The organism is Chimaeribacter sp. YP20170169, from assembly GCF_056739715.1.
The window spans coordinates 1,048,536-1,061,147 of the sequence record NZ_CP176824.1 but is presented as its reverse complement, the minus strand read 5'-3'; the positions used below and the strand labels follow the sequence as shown (position 1 = coordinate 1,061,147).

Sequence of the window (12,612 nt, the reverse complement as noted above, 5' to 3'; positions counted from 1 at the left end):
TTCTCAGTCTCTTATTTGCCAGGTTTAACCGCCGCGGCCTTCAGTGGTTCGGCAATCTGCAAATGCGGATCGCGGGCGGCGGCGCGGCGTGAATGGTGGGTGATGCAGTACCAGGCATACGCCAGCAGCATCATGGCGGCAAATATCAGCGCCAGCAAGGGGTTATAATAGATCATGGCCGCGAGGCAGACCACTGCCAACCCCAATGCCAACGCCGGTAATAGCGGGTAGAGCGGCGCGCGGAAGGGCCGGATGAGCAACGGCTCGCGACGGCGCAGCCGGAACAGTGACGCCATCGAGATGATATACATCACGATCGCGCCAAATACCGACATGGTGACGATATTGGCGGTCAGCGGCAGGCCACCCAACGTCACCAAGGAATCGGAGAAGATGGCGGCGATGCCGACCACCCCGCCAGCCAGAATGGCCCAGTGCGGCGTGCGGAAACGGCCATTGACCGCCGACAGCCGCGCTGGCAGGTATCCGGCGCGCGCCAGGGCGAAAATCTGCCGCGAATAGCCCATGATGATGCCGTGGAACGAGGCAATCAGCCCAAACAGCCCCAGCCACACCAGCATGTGCAGCCAGCCGCTGTCACTGCCCACCACCCGTTTCATCGCCTGCGGCAGTGGATCATTGATGTTGGCCAGCTGCCGCCACTCCCCCACCCCGCCCGCGAACAGCATCACGCCCAGCGCCAGCAGCGTCAGGGTCAGGATGCCGCCAATAAAGGCGCGCGGGATGGTGCGCTGCGGCTCGCGCGCCTCCTCTGCCGCCATCGACGCCCCCTCTATCGCCAGGAAAAACCAGATGGCGAACGGGATGGCGGCGAACATGCCCGGCAGCGCGGCGGAGGTGAAGACGTCACTGCCCGCCCAGCCGCCCTGCATGAAGTTGGCGGCATCAAAGCCCGGTGCCACCACGCCCATAAATACCAGCAGCTCAAAAATCGCCAGCAGCGTCACCAGCAGCTCAAAGGTGGCGGCCAGCGACACGCCAAGGAGGTTGAGCGTCATGAAGATCAGGTACGCCCCCACTGCCACCCACTTCGGGTTGATGGCCGGGAACTGCACATTGAGGTAGGCGCCAATCGCCATCGCAATCGCCGGTGGGGCGAAGACAAACTCCACCAGCGTGGCAAACCCAGCGATAAAGCCGCCGGTCGGGCCAAAGGCGCGGTAGGCGTAGGCGAACGGCCCGCCAGCGTGTGGGATGGAGGTGGTCAGCTCGGTAAAGCTGAAGATAAAGGCGCAGTACATGGTGGCGACCAGCAGCGCAGTGACCAAAAAGCCCAGCGTACCGGCCTGCGCCCAGCCGTAGCTCCAGCCAAAGTATTCGCCGGAGATCACCAGCCCAACGGCGATCCCCCACAGGTGAAAGCTGCCCAGCGTGCGTTTCAGCGCGGGCCGGGCGTCAGGTGCGGATGTGGTGTGCATGGCTCTCTCCCCTCGGTATAGTGTCCTGGGGTGCTGCAAAGGCTGTACCAGATGCGAGGGCCAGCGGGCGCGTTGACCCGGCAACACTTTTTTCCGATTGGCGATGCCGGTGCGCGGCGCTGCCCCAGCGCGGGGCAGGCAGGGCGCGGGTTGCACCGTGGCGGATAAGTGTAAAAAATTCGAAAGACCGATAAAGCGCCACAGGGCCTCGCCGATACCCAGTTTGCCCACCTTCCGGGCTGACATTTGGAGAGAGACCATGACCACCATCAGTGCAACCGGCACCAGCGCCACCCAGAGCAGCGGCGGCAGCGATCCGGCCCAGCAGATTGCCCAGCTCACCAAGCAGGTGCAGAAACTGACCCAACAGGTGAAAGACCTGAGCAACTCCTCAGAAAGCTCTGACGAGGTGCAGAAGCAAAAAGACCTGTTGCAGGCGCAGATCGCGCAGTTGCAGGCGCAGATTGCCCGGCTGGAGGCACAGCAGGCGCAGGCCGCCCAGCAGAAGCAGCAGGCAGCCAACACCGCCAGCAGCGACAGCGCCTACAGCGCCCGCACCGAAGGGGTCAACCGCCCAAGCGACACCAACCAGATCGACATCTACGTCTAAGTCCTAGGCCTGCGGCCAGTTCGGCTGCTGCTGTCGGCGCTGGGTCAGGGCGGCGGCCTGCGCCTGCACCACTTGCCAAATCGCTTCCGCCGCCGGGGAGAGGGAGCGATTTTTCCGCCGCACCAGCATCAGGCTGCGGTTGACCACCGGGTGCAGCACCCGCACCGCCAGCCGGCTGCCAGTGGGCAGTGGCAGTGCCAGCGCGGGCAAGACGCCAATGCCAATGCCGGCCTCCACCATTGGGTAGAGCGTCACCGGATGCCCAATCTCCTGCACAATCTCCGCCGTCACCCCCTGCTCCGCCAGCGCCCGATCAATCAGCATCCGGCTGCCGGAGGCGTAATCCTGCAACACCAGCGCCTGCCCCTCCAGGTCACGCCAGTTCGCCTGCGCCTGCCCGGCAAAGGAGTGATCGTCCCGGCAGAGCAGCAAGAATGGCTCCTGCATGATTACCTCGCAGTGCAGATCCGCGGCCGTCACCGGATCGATCACGATACCGAAATCGACCTCAGCATTGCGCACGCTGTGCAGCACCTGCTGTTGCGGCTGGTCGCGCAGCATCAGGCGAATCTCCGGGAAGCGCGCCGCGGCATCGGCGATGCACTGCGGCATCAGGTGGGCGGAGATGGTCTGGCTGGAGGCGACGCGCACCGTGCCGGTGTGCTGGGTGCCAAAGCTGCGGCTGTCCAGCAGCGCCGCCTGCAACTCCTCCAGCAGGCGCTCCACCCGTGGCGCCAGCCGCTGCCCGGCGTCGGTCAGCACCACTTCGCGGGTGGTGCGATCCAGCAGCCGGATGCCTACCTCCGCCTCCAGCTCCTTGATGCTGTGGCTGACCGCGGACTGGCTCAGGCCGATTGCCTCGCCAGCGCGGCTAAAGCTGCCGTGGCGGGCGATGGCGACAAAGGTACGTAACTGGCGCAGGGAGTAATTCATGGGGAAAATTCATCAATGGATTAAATAAATCAATTTTTTCATTGTATCCCAACCGGTCACAATAGCCATTCACTCCCGTGATGGAACCCTTATGCGCTTTTTACCTGATCCCTATACCCTGACCCTGATTGGCACCGTGGTGCTCGCCTCGCTGCTGCCAGCACAGGGGGTCTTCGTGCCCTTTTTCAGCCACCTGACCACCGCCGCCGTGGCCCTACTGTTCTTTATGCACGGTGCCAAGCTTTCGCGTGAAGCGATTCTGGCAGGCAGCAATAACTGGCGGCTGCACCTGCTGGTGATGTGCAGCACCTTCATCATCTTCCCGCTGCTGGGCATGGCGTTGCGGTGGTGGTCGCCGCTGCCGGTCAGCCCGGAGATCTACGCTGGCTTCATCTACCTCTGCATTTTGCCCGCCACCGTGCAGTCTGCGATTGCCTTCACCTCGCTGGCGGGCGGCAACGTGGCGGCGGCAGTGTGCAGCGCCTCCGCCTCCAGTTTGCTCGGCATCTTCGTCTCGCCGATGCTGGTGGGACTGCTGATGAACGTCCATAGCGGCGAGCAGCATATGCTGTCGCAGGTTGGCTCCATCGTGCTGCAACTGCTGGTGCCCTTCGTGCTCGGCCACCTGTCGCGTCCGTGGCTGGCGGGCTGGATCAGCCGCCATAAAAAGGTGATTGGCAAGACCGATCAGGCCTCCATCCTGCTGGTGGTCTACTCCGCCTTTAGCGAGGCGGTGACGCACGGCATCTGGCATCAGGTGGGGATTGGGTCACTGCTGGCCATCCTGCTGTTCTGCGCCGGGCTGCTGACGGTGATTCTGGCCTTCAATATGTTCGTGGCGCGGCGGCTGGGCTTCAGCCGACCGGATGAGATAACCATTGTCTTCTGCGGCTCGAAAAAGAGTCTGGCGAATGGCGTGCCGATGGCGAATATCCTGTTCCCGGCCGCCAGCGTTGGGGTCATGGTGCTGCCGCTGATGCTGTTCCATCAGGTGCAGTTGATGACCTGCGCGGTGCTGGCAAAGCGCTACCAGCAGCGGCAGGCCGCCGCCCTCACCCCGGCGGCTGACAAGGCATAAAAAAAGGGCGTGGCCTGCGCCACGCCCCTTGGGGAGGGTCAGCCGCGTTTCAACGGCGTGACCAGCCCCTCCAGCCCCTCGGTTTTGATCGCCAGCGTCAGCGCCAGCAACTGCCCGAGTTTCCCGGCTGGGAACGCCTCTTTGCGGGCGAACCACAGCAGGTACTCCTCCGGCAGGTCAACCAGCATTCGGCCCTGATACTTGCCAAACGGCATCGGGGTGTTGGCGAGGGCGATGAGATCCTCTTTCTCCATCATGCGGAGGCGTCCAGCCGGCGCACCATCTCCGCCTCATCAATCACCTCAATCCCCAGCTCCTGCGCCTTGGCCAGTTTCGAGCCAGCTGCCTCGCCCGCGATCAGCAGATCGGTTTTCTTCGACACGCTGCCGCTCACCTTGGCACCCAGCGCCGTTAGGCGATCCTTGGCCTCGTCACGCGACAGGATGCTGAGCGAGCCGGTCAGCACCACGGTCTTGCCAGCGAACGGGCTGTCAATCTCCTCAGGCACAATCACCTGCACCGCTGGCCAGTGGATACCGATGGCCGGATCGAGCAGCTCGTCAATCACCTGCTGGTTATGCGCCTCCTCCAGGAAGTTGCGCACATGCTTCGCCACGATGTCGCCCACATCCTGCACGCTTTTGAGCGCCTCCAGATCGGCGGCACGCAGCGCCTCCACCGAGCCAAAGTGCGCCGCCAGGTTGGCGGCGGTCGCCTCGCCCACCTCACGGATGCCCAGCGCATAGAGGAAGCGCGCCAGCGTGGTCTCTTTGGCCTTTTGCAGCGCATTGACCAGATTCTGCGCCGACTTCGGCCCCATGCGATCCAGCCCGGTCAGCACACCGGCACTCAGGCGGAAGAGATCGGCGGGCGTCTTGACGTACTCCTTCTCCACCAGCTGGTCGATGATTTTATCGCCCATGCCATCGACGTCCATCGCCCGGCGCGAGACAAAGTGCTTGAGCGACTCCTTACGCTGCGCGCCACAGAACAGGCCGCCAGTGCAGCGCGCCACCGCCTCGCCCTCCACGCGCTCCACGTCAGAGCCGCAAACCGGGCAGGCGGTGGGGAACGTCACCTCACGCACGTGCTCCGGGCGCTCGCTCAACACCACCCCCACCACCTGCGGGATGACGTCGCCGGCGCGGCGCACAATCACGGTGTCACCGATGCGCAGGCCGAGGCGCTCAATCTCATCGGCGTTGTGCAGCGTGGCGTTGCTCACGGTCACGCCCGCCACCAGCACCGGCTCCAGCCGCGCCACCGGCGTGATGGCCCCGGTACGGCCGACCTGGAACTCCACGTCGCGGACAGTGGTCACCTGCTCCTGCGCCGGGAATTTAAAGGCGATGGCCCAGCGCGGCGCACGCGCGACAAAGCCGAGCGCCTCTTGCAGATCGAGGGAGTCCACCTTGATCACCACGCCATCGATGTCAAAACCAAGGCCGGTGCGCGCCTGCTCAATCTGGTGGTAGAACGCCAGCACCTCTTCGCTGCCGTTGCACAGGCGGATGCGTTCACTGACCGGCAGGCCCCATTCGCGGAACTGCATCAACCGTTGCCAGTGGCTGCGTGGCAGCTCGCCGCCCTCCAGCACACCAACGCCGTAGCAAAAGAAGGTAAGCGGGCGCTTGGCGGTGATGCGCGAATCCAGCTGGCGCAGGGAGCCAGCCGCGGCGTTGCGCGGGTTGGCGAACACCTTGCCGCCCGTGCGGCGCGCCTCCTCATTCAACGCCTCAAAGCCACGCTGCGGCATGAAGACTTCGCCGCGTATCTCCACCCGGCGCGGGATATTGTCACCAGTTAGGCGCAGCGGGATGGCGCGGATGGTACGCACGTTGGCGGTGATGTTCTCGCCGGTGGTGCCGTCGCCACGGGTGGCGGCGCGCACCAGCTCGCCATCTTCATACAGCAGGCTGACCGCCAACCCATCCAGCTTCAGTTCGCAACAGAAGGTCAGGGTATCGGCACTCTTCAGGCGATCCTGCACCCGCTTGTTGAACGCCAGATAACTCTCCTCGTCGAAGACGTTGTCCAGCGACAGCATCGGCACCTCATGGCGCACCTGCTCAAAGGCGGTGAGCGGCGCAGCCCCGACCCGCTGGGTCGGTGAGTCAGCGGTGATCAGCTCCGGGTGCGCCGTCTCCAGCTCGCGCAGCTCGCGCATCAGCCGGTCATATTCGGCGTCTGGGATCTCTGGGGCGTCCAGGACATGGTACTGGTATTCGTGGTGGCGCAGTGAGGCCCGCAGTTGATTGATTTGTTGAATGATCGATTCCATGGCTCACCATTTGAAGATAAAAAACCCCCGGCAGGCGGGGGTTGGTCAGGAAGGGGCAGAGGTGCCGGCTATCAGGACTCGGCGGTCGCCTCCAGCACTTCGCGGATGCGGGCCTTGTAGGTCTCCAGCTTCTGCGGCGTCATCATGCGGCGCTCATCATCCAGCACCACGCCGCCGACATCATCAGCAATGCGCTGGGCGGATTGCAGCAGCAGTTTGAAGTTCTGGTTGGCGTCGCCATAGCACGGCACCATCATGAACATCGTGATGCCGGGCGTAGAGAAGTCAGACATGGTGTCCGGGTCAAAGGAACCGGGTTTCACCATGTTGGCCAGGCTGAACAGCACTGGGCCGCTGCCGGCCGGGCTGAGGTGACGATGGAAAATATTCATCTGCCCAAATTGGAAGCCGGCCTGCAACACGCTCTGCAACAGCACCTCGCCGCTAATCACGCCACCCTGATGGGCGGCCACATGCAGCACCAGCACGGTCTCTTTCAATTTTTCGCGCGGCGGCACCGGCGGCACCACCGGTTCCGGTTGCGCAGGCTCGGTCGGGACAACCGGGGCCGCGGCCGGACGGGACGGAGCCGGTTCTGGCTCATCGGCGCTGCCAAACATCGGCAGATCCTCATCCTCGTCGGCAGGCACGAAGGTGTGCACTGGCTCACGCTCTGGCACGTCACGCTGGCGCGGCGTCGGCGCGGTGGCCGGCTCGGCAGCGGAGTAGCCATTCAGCAGCGGGTCATCACCTTCCGCAGCAACAGGCGCAGGCTGGCGGCGCGGCGCAGGCTGGGGTGCCGGCTCCGGCTGGCGGGCAGCGGGCGCAGGCTGGGGCGGCGCACGGCGTACCGGCGCGGCTTCAGGCTCATCAAACTGGCCCAGCTCCGGCTCATCATGGGCATGGGCGGCGCGCACCCGTACCTCGCTGACCCCTTCGTCCACATCCTCGGCCGGGGCGCTAGTTCGCTCTTTCTTGGTTCGCTTGGCTGGACGATCGCGGAACAGGGCGGAGCGCTCTTTGCGGCTGGTCCATAAACCATGCAGCAACAGCGCTATTATGGCGATCGCGCCAACAACGATTAGTATCAGACGCAAATCCTGCATCATTGCTATCTCTAGTTGCTTTTATACATTGCCACCACGGCCTTGAACGCCGCAGAAAACATTCATCTAGTAACTCTATTTGCCCTCGTACACAAGTGCAAGTATTGACTCTATTTTCCCGGCATAAACATGAAGTGCGCACCTTTTTTTGCTGTTTTTTCCAGCGATTGGCGACTAGCCAGCGGAAAATCCCCCCGATATGATAGCCGCCACGAATGATCACCCTGAGATCCGCTGTTTATGCCTGAACCACGACGCGCCCCCACCGGGGCGAACGGTTTCCACTATGTCGCCGAGGGATGGCGCCTGCTCTCCCTGCCCGGCCTCAAGCGTTTTATCCTCGTGCCGATGCTGCTCAACATCCTGCTGATGGGCGGCGCCTTCTGGTGGCTCTTCACCCGGCTGGAGGCCTGGATCCCGCAATTGATGGGCTATGTGCCGAGCTGGTTGCAGTGGCTCAACTACCTGCTGTGGCCGCTGGCGGTGATCTCCATCCTGCTGGTGTTCAGCTACCTGTTCAGCACGCTGGTGAACTGGATTGCCGCGCCCTTCAACGGCCTGCTGGCGGAGCAGTTGGAAGGCAGGCTGACCGGCAAGCCGCTGCCGGACAGCGGGTTCATCGGCATCCTGAAAGACCTGCCGCGCATCATGAAGCGTGAGTGGCTGAAGCTGGCCTACTACCTGCCGCGCGCGCTGGTGCTGCTGGCGCTCTACTTCATCCCCGGCATCGGCCAGACCGTGGCCCCGGTGCTGTGGTTTGTGTTCAGCGCCTGGATGCTGGCCATCCAGTACTGTGACTACCCGTTTGACAACCACAAGGTGAGTTTCGCTGCCATGCGCCAGTCGCTGCGCCGCCACAAGCTGCACAATTTGCAGTTCGGCGCGCTGGTCAGCCTGTTCACCATGATTCCGCTGGTGAACCTGTTCATCATGCCGGTGGCAGTCTGCGGCGCCACCGCCATGTGGGTCGACCGCTACCGCGCACAGCACGCCCTGCCGCCGCGCTGAGCCGTTTTTTGGCGGGGGGCCAGCCCCCCGCCCTGCCCTTCCTGTTGTGCTAAAAACATATTTCCTAATAACATATAGATATACTAATTCTTTACTTCCCTGCGCCAATCGATAGCGTATGCTCTTGACGTTCCCCAAAATTTTCAACCAGTTAAAGGACGGGTTATGAGCAAGATCTATGAAGACAACTCACTGACAATCGGCCACACGCCGCTGGTACGTCTGAACCGTATCGGCAACGGCCGCATTCTCGCCAAGGTCGAATCACGTAACCCGAGCTTCAGCGTCAAGTGCCGCATCGGCGCCAACATGATTTGGGACGCCGAGAAGCGCGGCATCCTGACTGAAGGCAAGGAACTGGTTGAGCCGACCAGCGGCAACACCGGCATCGCGCTGGCCTACGTGGCGGCCGCGCGCGGCTACAAGCTGACGCTGACCATGCCAGAGACCATGAGCGTGGAGCGCCGTAAGCTGCTGAAAGCGCTAGGTGCCAATCTGGTGCTGACCGAAGGTGCGAAGGGCATGAAGGGCGCCATCGCCAAGGCCGAGGAGATCCAGGCCTCTGACCCCGACCGTTACCTGATCCTCCAGCAGTTCAGCAACCCGGCCAACCCGGAGATCCATGAGAAGACCACCGGTCCAGAGATCTGGGAAGACACCGACGGCCAGGTAGACGTGCTGATCGCGGGCGTGGGCACCGGCGGCACCATCACCGGCGCGGGCCGCTTCCTGAAGAGCAAGAACCCGGAGATCACGCTGGTGGCGGTTGAGCCAACCGACTCCCCGGTCATCAGCCAGACGCTGGCGGGTGAAGAGGTCAAACCCGGCCCGCACAAGATTCAGGGCATTGGCGCTGGCTTCATCCCCGGTAACCTTGATCTGGAGTTGCTGGACCGCGTTGCCAAAATCAGCAATGACGAATCCATGAGCATGGCGCGCCGCCTGATGGAAGAGGAAGGCATTTTGGCCGGCATCTCTTCTGGCGCGGCCGTGACGGCGGCAGTGAAGTTGGCAGAAGAGCCGGGCTTTGCTGACAAAACCATCGTGGTGATCCTGCCCTCCTCCGGCGAGCGCTACCTCAGCACCGCGCTGTTTGCCGATCTGGCAGCGGAATAATCTTTGCAACATTTGCAACATCTGCCCTGCGAAGCATTTGTCTGCCGATACGATGAAAAAAGCACCCTTATGGGTGCTTTTTTGTGGACTGCATCAAAGTTTGCAGCTGTCACAGATTGCTTTTAACCGGCAGGTCTAGTATTTAAGCGAGCAATTATTTCGATGCACAAAATTAATCTTGCTCCGCGCCAGATTGCCGCTGAATCGTTTTACTGGTTTGTTACATCCCGGCAAAACACGGCATAATGGGGTGCAGATTGAAAGCGTCCCGCACCGGAGGCTGTACTTGTGCGGCGTTGATGCTTCCTGGTGTATCTACGTTTGCTCCTGCCCGTCAGGCGCGACCAAACAGGCTAAAGTTGGGCAACTGCGCTAAACTTTAGCTCCACAACATTAATCCAATAAGTTGGGGAAATATAATGTTCCAGCAAGAAGTTACAATTACCGCTCCGAATGGTCTGCACACTCGCCCTGCTGCACAATTTGTGAAAGAAGCGAAGGGTTTCGCCTCTGAGATCACCGTGACTTCCAACGGCAAAAGCGCCAGCGCCAAGAGCCTGTTCAAACTGCAAACCCTCGGTCTGACCCAAGGGACTGTCGTGACTATCTCTGCTGAAGGCGAAGACGAGCAACAAGCCGTCGAGCATTTGGTAAAACTGATGGCTGAGCTTGAATAAGAAGGCCCGTCTTTATTAGTTAACACCAGTCAAGAGTAAGGTAGGGTTATGATTTCAGGCATTTTAGTATCACCGGGTATCGCTTTCGGTAAGGCTCTTCTGCTGAAAGAAGATGAAATTATCATCGACCGGAAAAAAATCTCTGCAGAGCAAGTTGAGAGTGAAGTCGAGCGTTTCCTGGCTGGCCGGGCGAAAGCCTCCGCGCAGCTGGAAATCATCAAGACCAAAGCTGGCGAGACCTTCGGGGAAGAGAAAGAAGCGATCTTCGAAGGCCACATCATGCTGCTGGAAGACGAAGAGCTTGAGCAGGAAATCATAGCCCTCATCAAAGATGAGCATGCCACCGCAGATGCCGCCGCCTACGCCGTCATTGAGACCCAGGCCAACGCGCTGGAAGATCTGGATGATGAGTACCTGAAAGAGCGCGCCGCTGACGTACGCGACATTGGCAAGCGCCTGCTGCGCAACATCCTCGGCATGCACATTGTTGACCTCGGCTCCATTCAGGATGAAGTGATTCTGGTGGCGACCGACCTGACCCCTTCTGAGACTGCGCAGCTCAACCTGAACAAGGTGCTCGGTTTCATCACTGACCTGGGCGGCCGCACCTCCCACACATCCATCATGGCGCGCTCCCTGGAGCTGCCAGCGATCGTGGGCACCAGCGACGTCACCAAGCAGGTCACCAACGGCGACTACCTGATTCTGGACGCCGTCAACAACCACATCTACGTCAACCCGACTGCCGATGTGATTGATGAGCTGAAGGCGGTACAGAACCAGTACCTGACCGAAAAGAACGATTTGGCGAAGTTGAAAGACCTGCCGGCCATCACGCTGGATGGCCATCAGGTGGAAGTGTGCGCCAACATCGGTACCGTGCGCGATGTCGCCGGTGCAGAGCGCAACGGCGCGGAGGGCGTGGGCCTCTACCGTACTGAATTCCTGTTCATGGACCGTGACGCGCTACCGACCGAAGAGGAGCAGTTCCAGGCCTATAAAGCGGTGGCTGAGGCCGTCGGCTCCCAGGCGGTGATCGTGCGCACCATGGACATCGGCGGTGACAAAGACCTGCCGTACATGAACCTGCCGAAAGAGGAGAACCCGTTCCTCGGCTGGCGCGCCATCCGTATCTGCATGGATCGCAAAGAGATCCTGCACGCCCAGCTGCGCGCCATCCTGCGTGCCTCCTCCTTTGGCAAACTGCGCATTATGTTCCCGATGATCATCTCGATTGAAGAGGTGCGGGAGCTGAAGCAGGAGCTGGAGATGCTGAAGGCGCAACTGCGCGATGAAGGCAAATCTTTCGATGAGACCATCGAAGTGGGCGTGATGGTGGAAACCCCGGCGGCAGCGGCCATTGCGCACCATATGGCCAAGGAAGTTGACTTCTTTAGTATTGGGACAAACGATTTAACCCAGTATACTCTGGCAGTTGATCGTGGCAATGAACTGATTTCTCATCTATATAACCCAATGTCCCCGGCTGTTTTAAGCCTGATTAAGCAGGTGATTGACGCTTCCCACGCGGAAGGCAAATGGACCGGCATGTGCGGCGAGCTTGCAGGCGACGAACGTGCTACACTGCTGTTATTGGGCATGGGATTAGATGAGTTCAGCATGAGTGCAATTTCAATCCCACGCATCAAGAAAATCATTCGTAATACGAACTTCGAAGATGTGAAGGCGTTGGCCGACGAGGCACTGGCTCAACCGACGGCGCAAGAGTTGATGAATTTGGTGAACAAGTTCATCGAAGAGAAAACACTCTGCTGATTTTGCTGCGTGGAACGCCGCCCAAATTAATGCTTAGGAGAAGATCATGGGTTTGTTCGATAAACTGAAATCGCTGGTTTCTGATGATAAGAAAGAGTCAGGCACGATTGAGATCGTAGCGCCGCTCTCTGGTGAAATCGTCAACATTGAAGATGTGCCAGATGTGGTGTTTGCCGAGAAGATCGTGGGTGATGGCATCGCCATCAAACCTGCCGGCAACAAGATGGTTGCCCCGGTTGACGGCACCATCGGCAAGATCTTTGAAACCAACCATGCTTTCTCTATCGAATCCGACAGTGGCATTGAGCTGTTTGTCCACTTCGGCATCGATACCGTGGAACTGAAAGGCGAAGGCTTCAAACGCATCGCTGAAGAGGGCCAGCGCGTTAAGAAGGGCGACGTCGTCATTGAGTTCAACCTGCCGCTGCTGGAAGAGAAAGCCAAATCCACGCTGACGCCGGTGGTCATCTCCAACATGGATGAGATCAAGGAGCTGATTAAGCTCTCCGGCAGCGTGACCGTGGGCGAGACCCCGGTAATCCGCATCCGTAAATAATCTCTTCTGCGGAAGCATAAAAAACGGCGCCC

Annotated in this window: 12 protein-coding genes; 7 read left to right on the top strand and 5 right to left on the bottom strand. The window is 60.8% G+C overall.

Translation table 11 applies throughout. The features are described 5' to 3' along the window. Positions 1-11 precede the first annotated feature (11 nt). Complete coding sequence (gene eat, locus ACK3SD_RS04805; protein WP_481126949.1) at positions 12-1,439, bottom strand: ethanolamine permease; 1,428 nt, start codon at positions 1,437-1,439, stop codon at positions 12-14. 259 nt (positions 1,440-1,698) lie between these two features. Here eat and ACK3SD_RS04800 point away from each other — a divergent pair, with 259 nt between their 5' ends. Further along, positions 1,699-2,049 (top strand): FlxA-like family protein, encoded by a 351-nt coding sequence (locus tag ACK3SD_RS04800; protein WP_137762508.1) that lies wholly within the window; start codon positions 1,699-1,701, stop codon positions 2,047-2,049. Positions 2,050-2,052: 3 nt separating this feature from the next. Here the strand turns inward: ACK3SD_RS04800 and ACK3SD_RS04795 are convergent, their stop codons facing one another. Continuing rightward, positions 2,053-2,982, bottom strand: a complete 930-nt coding sequence (locus tag ACK3SD_RS04795) for a LysR family transcriptional regulator (RefSeq protein WP_481126948.1) — start codon at positions 2,980-2,982, stop codon at positions 2,053-2,055. Positions 2,983-3,073: 91 nt separating this feature from the next. Here ACK3SD_RS04795 and ACK3SD_RS04790 point away from each other — a divergent pair, with 91 nt between their 5' ends. Next, on the top strand, positions 3,074-4,060 hold the full coding sequence (locus ACK3SD_RS04790) for a bile acid:sodium symporter family protein (RefSeq protein ID WP_481126947.1): 987 nt from the start codon (positions 3,074-3,076) through the stop codon (positions 4,058-4,060). Positions 4,061-4,098: 38 nt separating this feature from the next. On the opposite strand, the gene ACK3SD_RS04785 is transcribed toward ACK3SD_RS04790, so the two are convergent. From ACK3SD_RS04785 to zipA, 3 genes are all read right to left on the bottom strand, one after another. Next, positions 4,099-4,314, bottom strand: a complete 216-nt coding sequence (locus ACK3SD_RS04785; RefSeq protein WP_481127494.1) for a DUF3820 family protein — start codon at positions 4,312-4,314, stop codon at positions 4,099-4,101. Further along, a complete protein-coding gene (gene ligA, locus ACK3SD_RS04780; RefSeq protein WP_481126946.1) occupies positions 4,314-6,341 on the bottom strand; it encodes an NAD-dependent DNA ligase LigA in 2,028 nt (675 codons plus the stop codon). Before ligA ends, ACK3SD_RS04785 begins: the two co-directional genes overlap by 1 nt. A gap of 71 nt (positions 6,342-6,412) precedes the next feature. Beyond that, positions 6,413-7,450: a cell division protein ZipA gene (gene zipA / locus ACK3SD_RS04775; RefSeq protein ID WP_481126945.1), complete on the bottom strand. Its 1,038-nt coding sequence runs from the start codon at positions 7,448-7,450 to the stop codon at positions 6,413-6,415. Between the two features lie 237 nt (positions 7,451-7,687). Between zipA and cysZ the strand changes: the two genes are divergently transcribed. The 5 genes from cysZ (at position 7,688) to crr (ending at position 12,580) form a co-directional block, all read left to right on the top strand. Beyond that, positions 7,688-8,455 (top strand): sulfate transporter CysZ, encoded by a 768-nt coding sequence (cysZ, locus tag ACK3SD_RS04770; protein WP_481126944.1) that lies wholly within the window; start codon positions 7,688-7,690, stop codon positions 8,453-8,455. Between the two features lie 165 nt (positions 8,456-8,620). Further along, a complete protein-coding gene (gene cysK, locus ACK3SD_RS04765) occupies positions 8,621-9,571 on the top strand; it encodes a cysteine synthase A (protein WP_137762502.1) in 951 nt (316 codons plus the stop codon). Positions 9,572-9,990: 419 nt separating this feature from the next. Continuing rightward, positions 9,991-10,248 carry a phosphocarrier protein Hpr gene (ptsH, locus tag ACK3SD_RS04760; protein WP_137762501.1) on the top strand — a complete coding sequence of 86 codons (258 nt, stop codon included), beginning with the start codon at positions 9,991-9,993 and terminating at the stop codon, positions 10,246-10,248. A gap of 48 nt (positions 10,249-10,296) precedes the next feature. Continuing rightward, positions 10,297-12,024 (top strand): phosphoenolpyruvate-protein phosphotransferase PtsI, encoded by a 1,728-nt coding sequence (gene ptsI, locus ACK3SD_RS04755; RefSeq protein ID WP_137762500.1) that lies wholly within the window; start codon positions 10,297-10,299, stop codon positions 12,022-12,024. A 46-nt stretch (positions 12,025-12,070) separates the two neighbouring features. Continuing rightward, positions 12,071-12,580 carry a PTS glucose transporter subunit IIA gene (gene crr / locus ACK3SD_RS04750; protein ID WP_137762499.1) on the top strand — a complete coding sequence of 170 codons (510 nt, stop codon included), beginning with the start codon at positions 12,071-12,073 and terminating at the stop codon, positions 12,578-12,580. Positions 12,581-12,612 lie beyond the last annotated feature (32 nt).

Excerpts from the sequence above, each read along its gene's own strand:
- eat (WP_481126949.1), bottom strand. The coding sequence starts at position 1,439 with ATGCACACCACATCCGCACCTGACGCCCGGCCCGCGCTGAAACGCACG.
- ACK3SD_RS04800 (WP_137762508.1), top strand. The coding sequence starts at position 1,699 with ATGACCACCATCAGTGCAACCGGCACCAGCGCCACCCAGAGCAGCGGC.
- ACK3SD_RS04795 (WP_481126948.1), bottom strand. The coding sequence starts at position 2,982 with ATGAATTACTCCCTGCGCCAGTTACGTACCTTTGTCGCCATCGCCCGC.
- ACK3SD_RS04790 (WP_481126947.1), top strand. The coding sequence starts at position 3,074 with ATGCGCTTTTTACCTGATCCCTATACCCTGACCCTGATTGGCACCGTG.
- ACK3SD_RS04785 (WP_481127494.1), bottom strand. The coding sequence starts at position 4,314 with ATGGAGAAAGAGGATCTCATCGCCCTCGCCAACACCCCGATGCCGTTT.
- ligA (WP_481126946.1), bottom strand. The coding sequence starts at position 6,341 with ATGGAATCGATCATTCAACAAATCAATCAACTGCGGGCCTCACTGCGC.
- zipA (WP_481126945.1), bottom strand. The coding sequence starts at position 7,450 with ATGATGCAGGATTTGCGTCTGATACTAATCGTTGTTGGCGCGATCGCC.
- cysZ (WP_481126944.1), top strand. The coding sequence starts at position 7,688 with ATGCCTGAACCACGACGCGCCCCCACCGGGGCGAACGGTTTCCACTAT.
- cysK (WP_137762502.1), top strand. The coding sequence starts at position 8,621 with ATGAGCAAGATCTATGAAGACAACTCACTGACAATCGGCCACACGCCG.
- ptsH (WP_137762501.1), top strand. The coding sequence starts at position 9,991 with ATGTTCCAGCAAGAAGTTACAATTACCGCTCCGAATGGTCTGCACACT.
- ptsI (WP_137762500.1), top strand. The coding sequence starts at position 10,297 with ATGATTTCAGGCATTTTAGTATCACCGGGTATCGCTTTCGGTAAGGCT.
- crr (WP_137762499.1), top strand. The coding sequence starts at position 12,071 with ATGGGTTTGTTCGATAAACTGAAATCGCTGGTTTCTGATGATAAGAAA.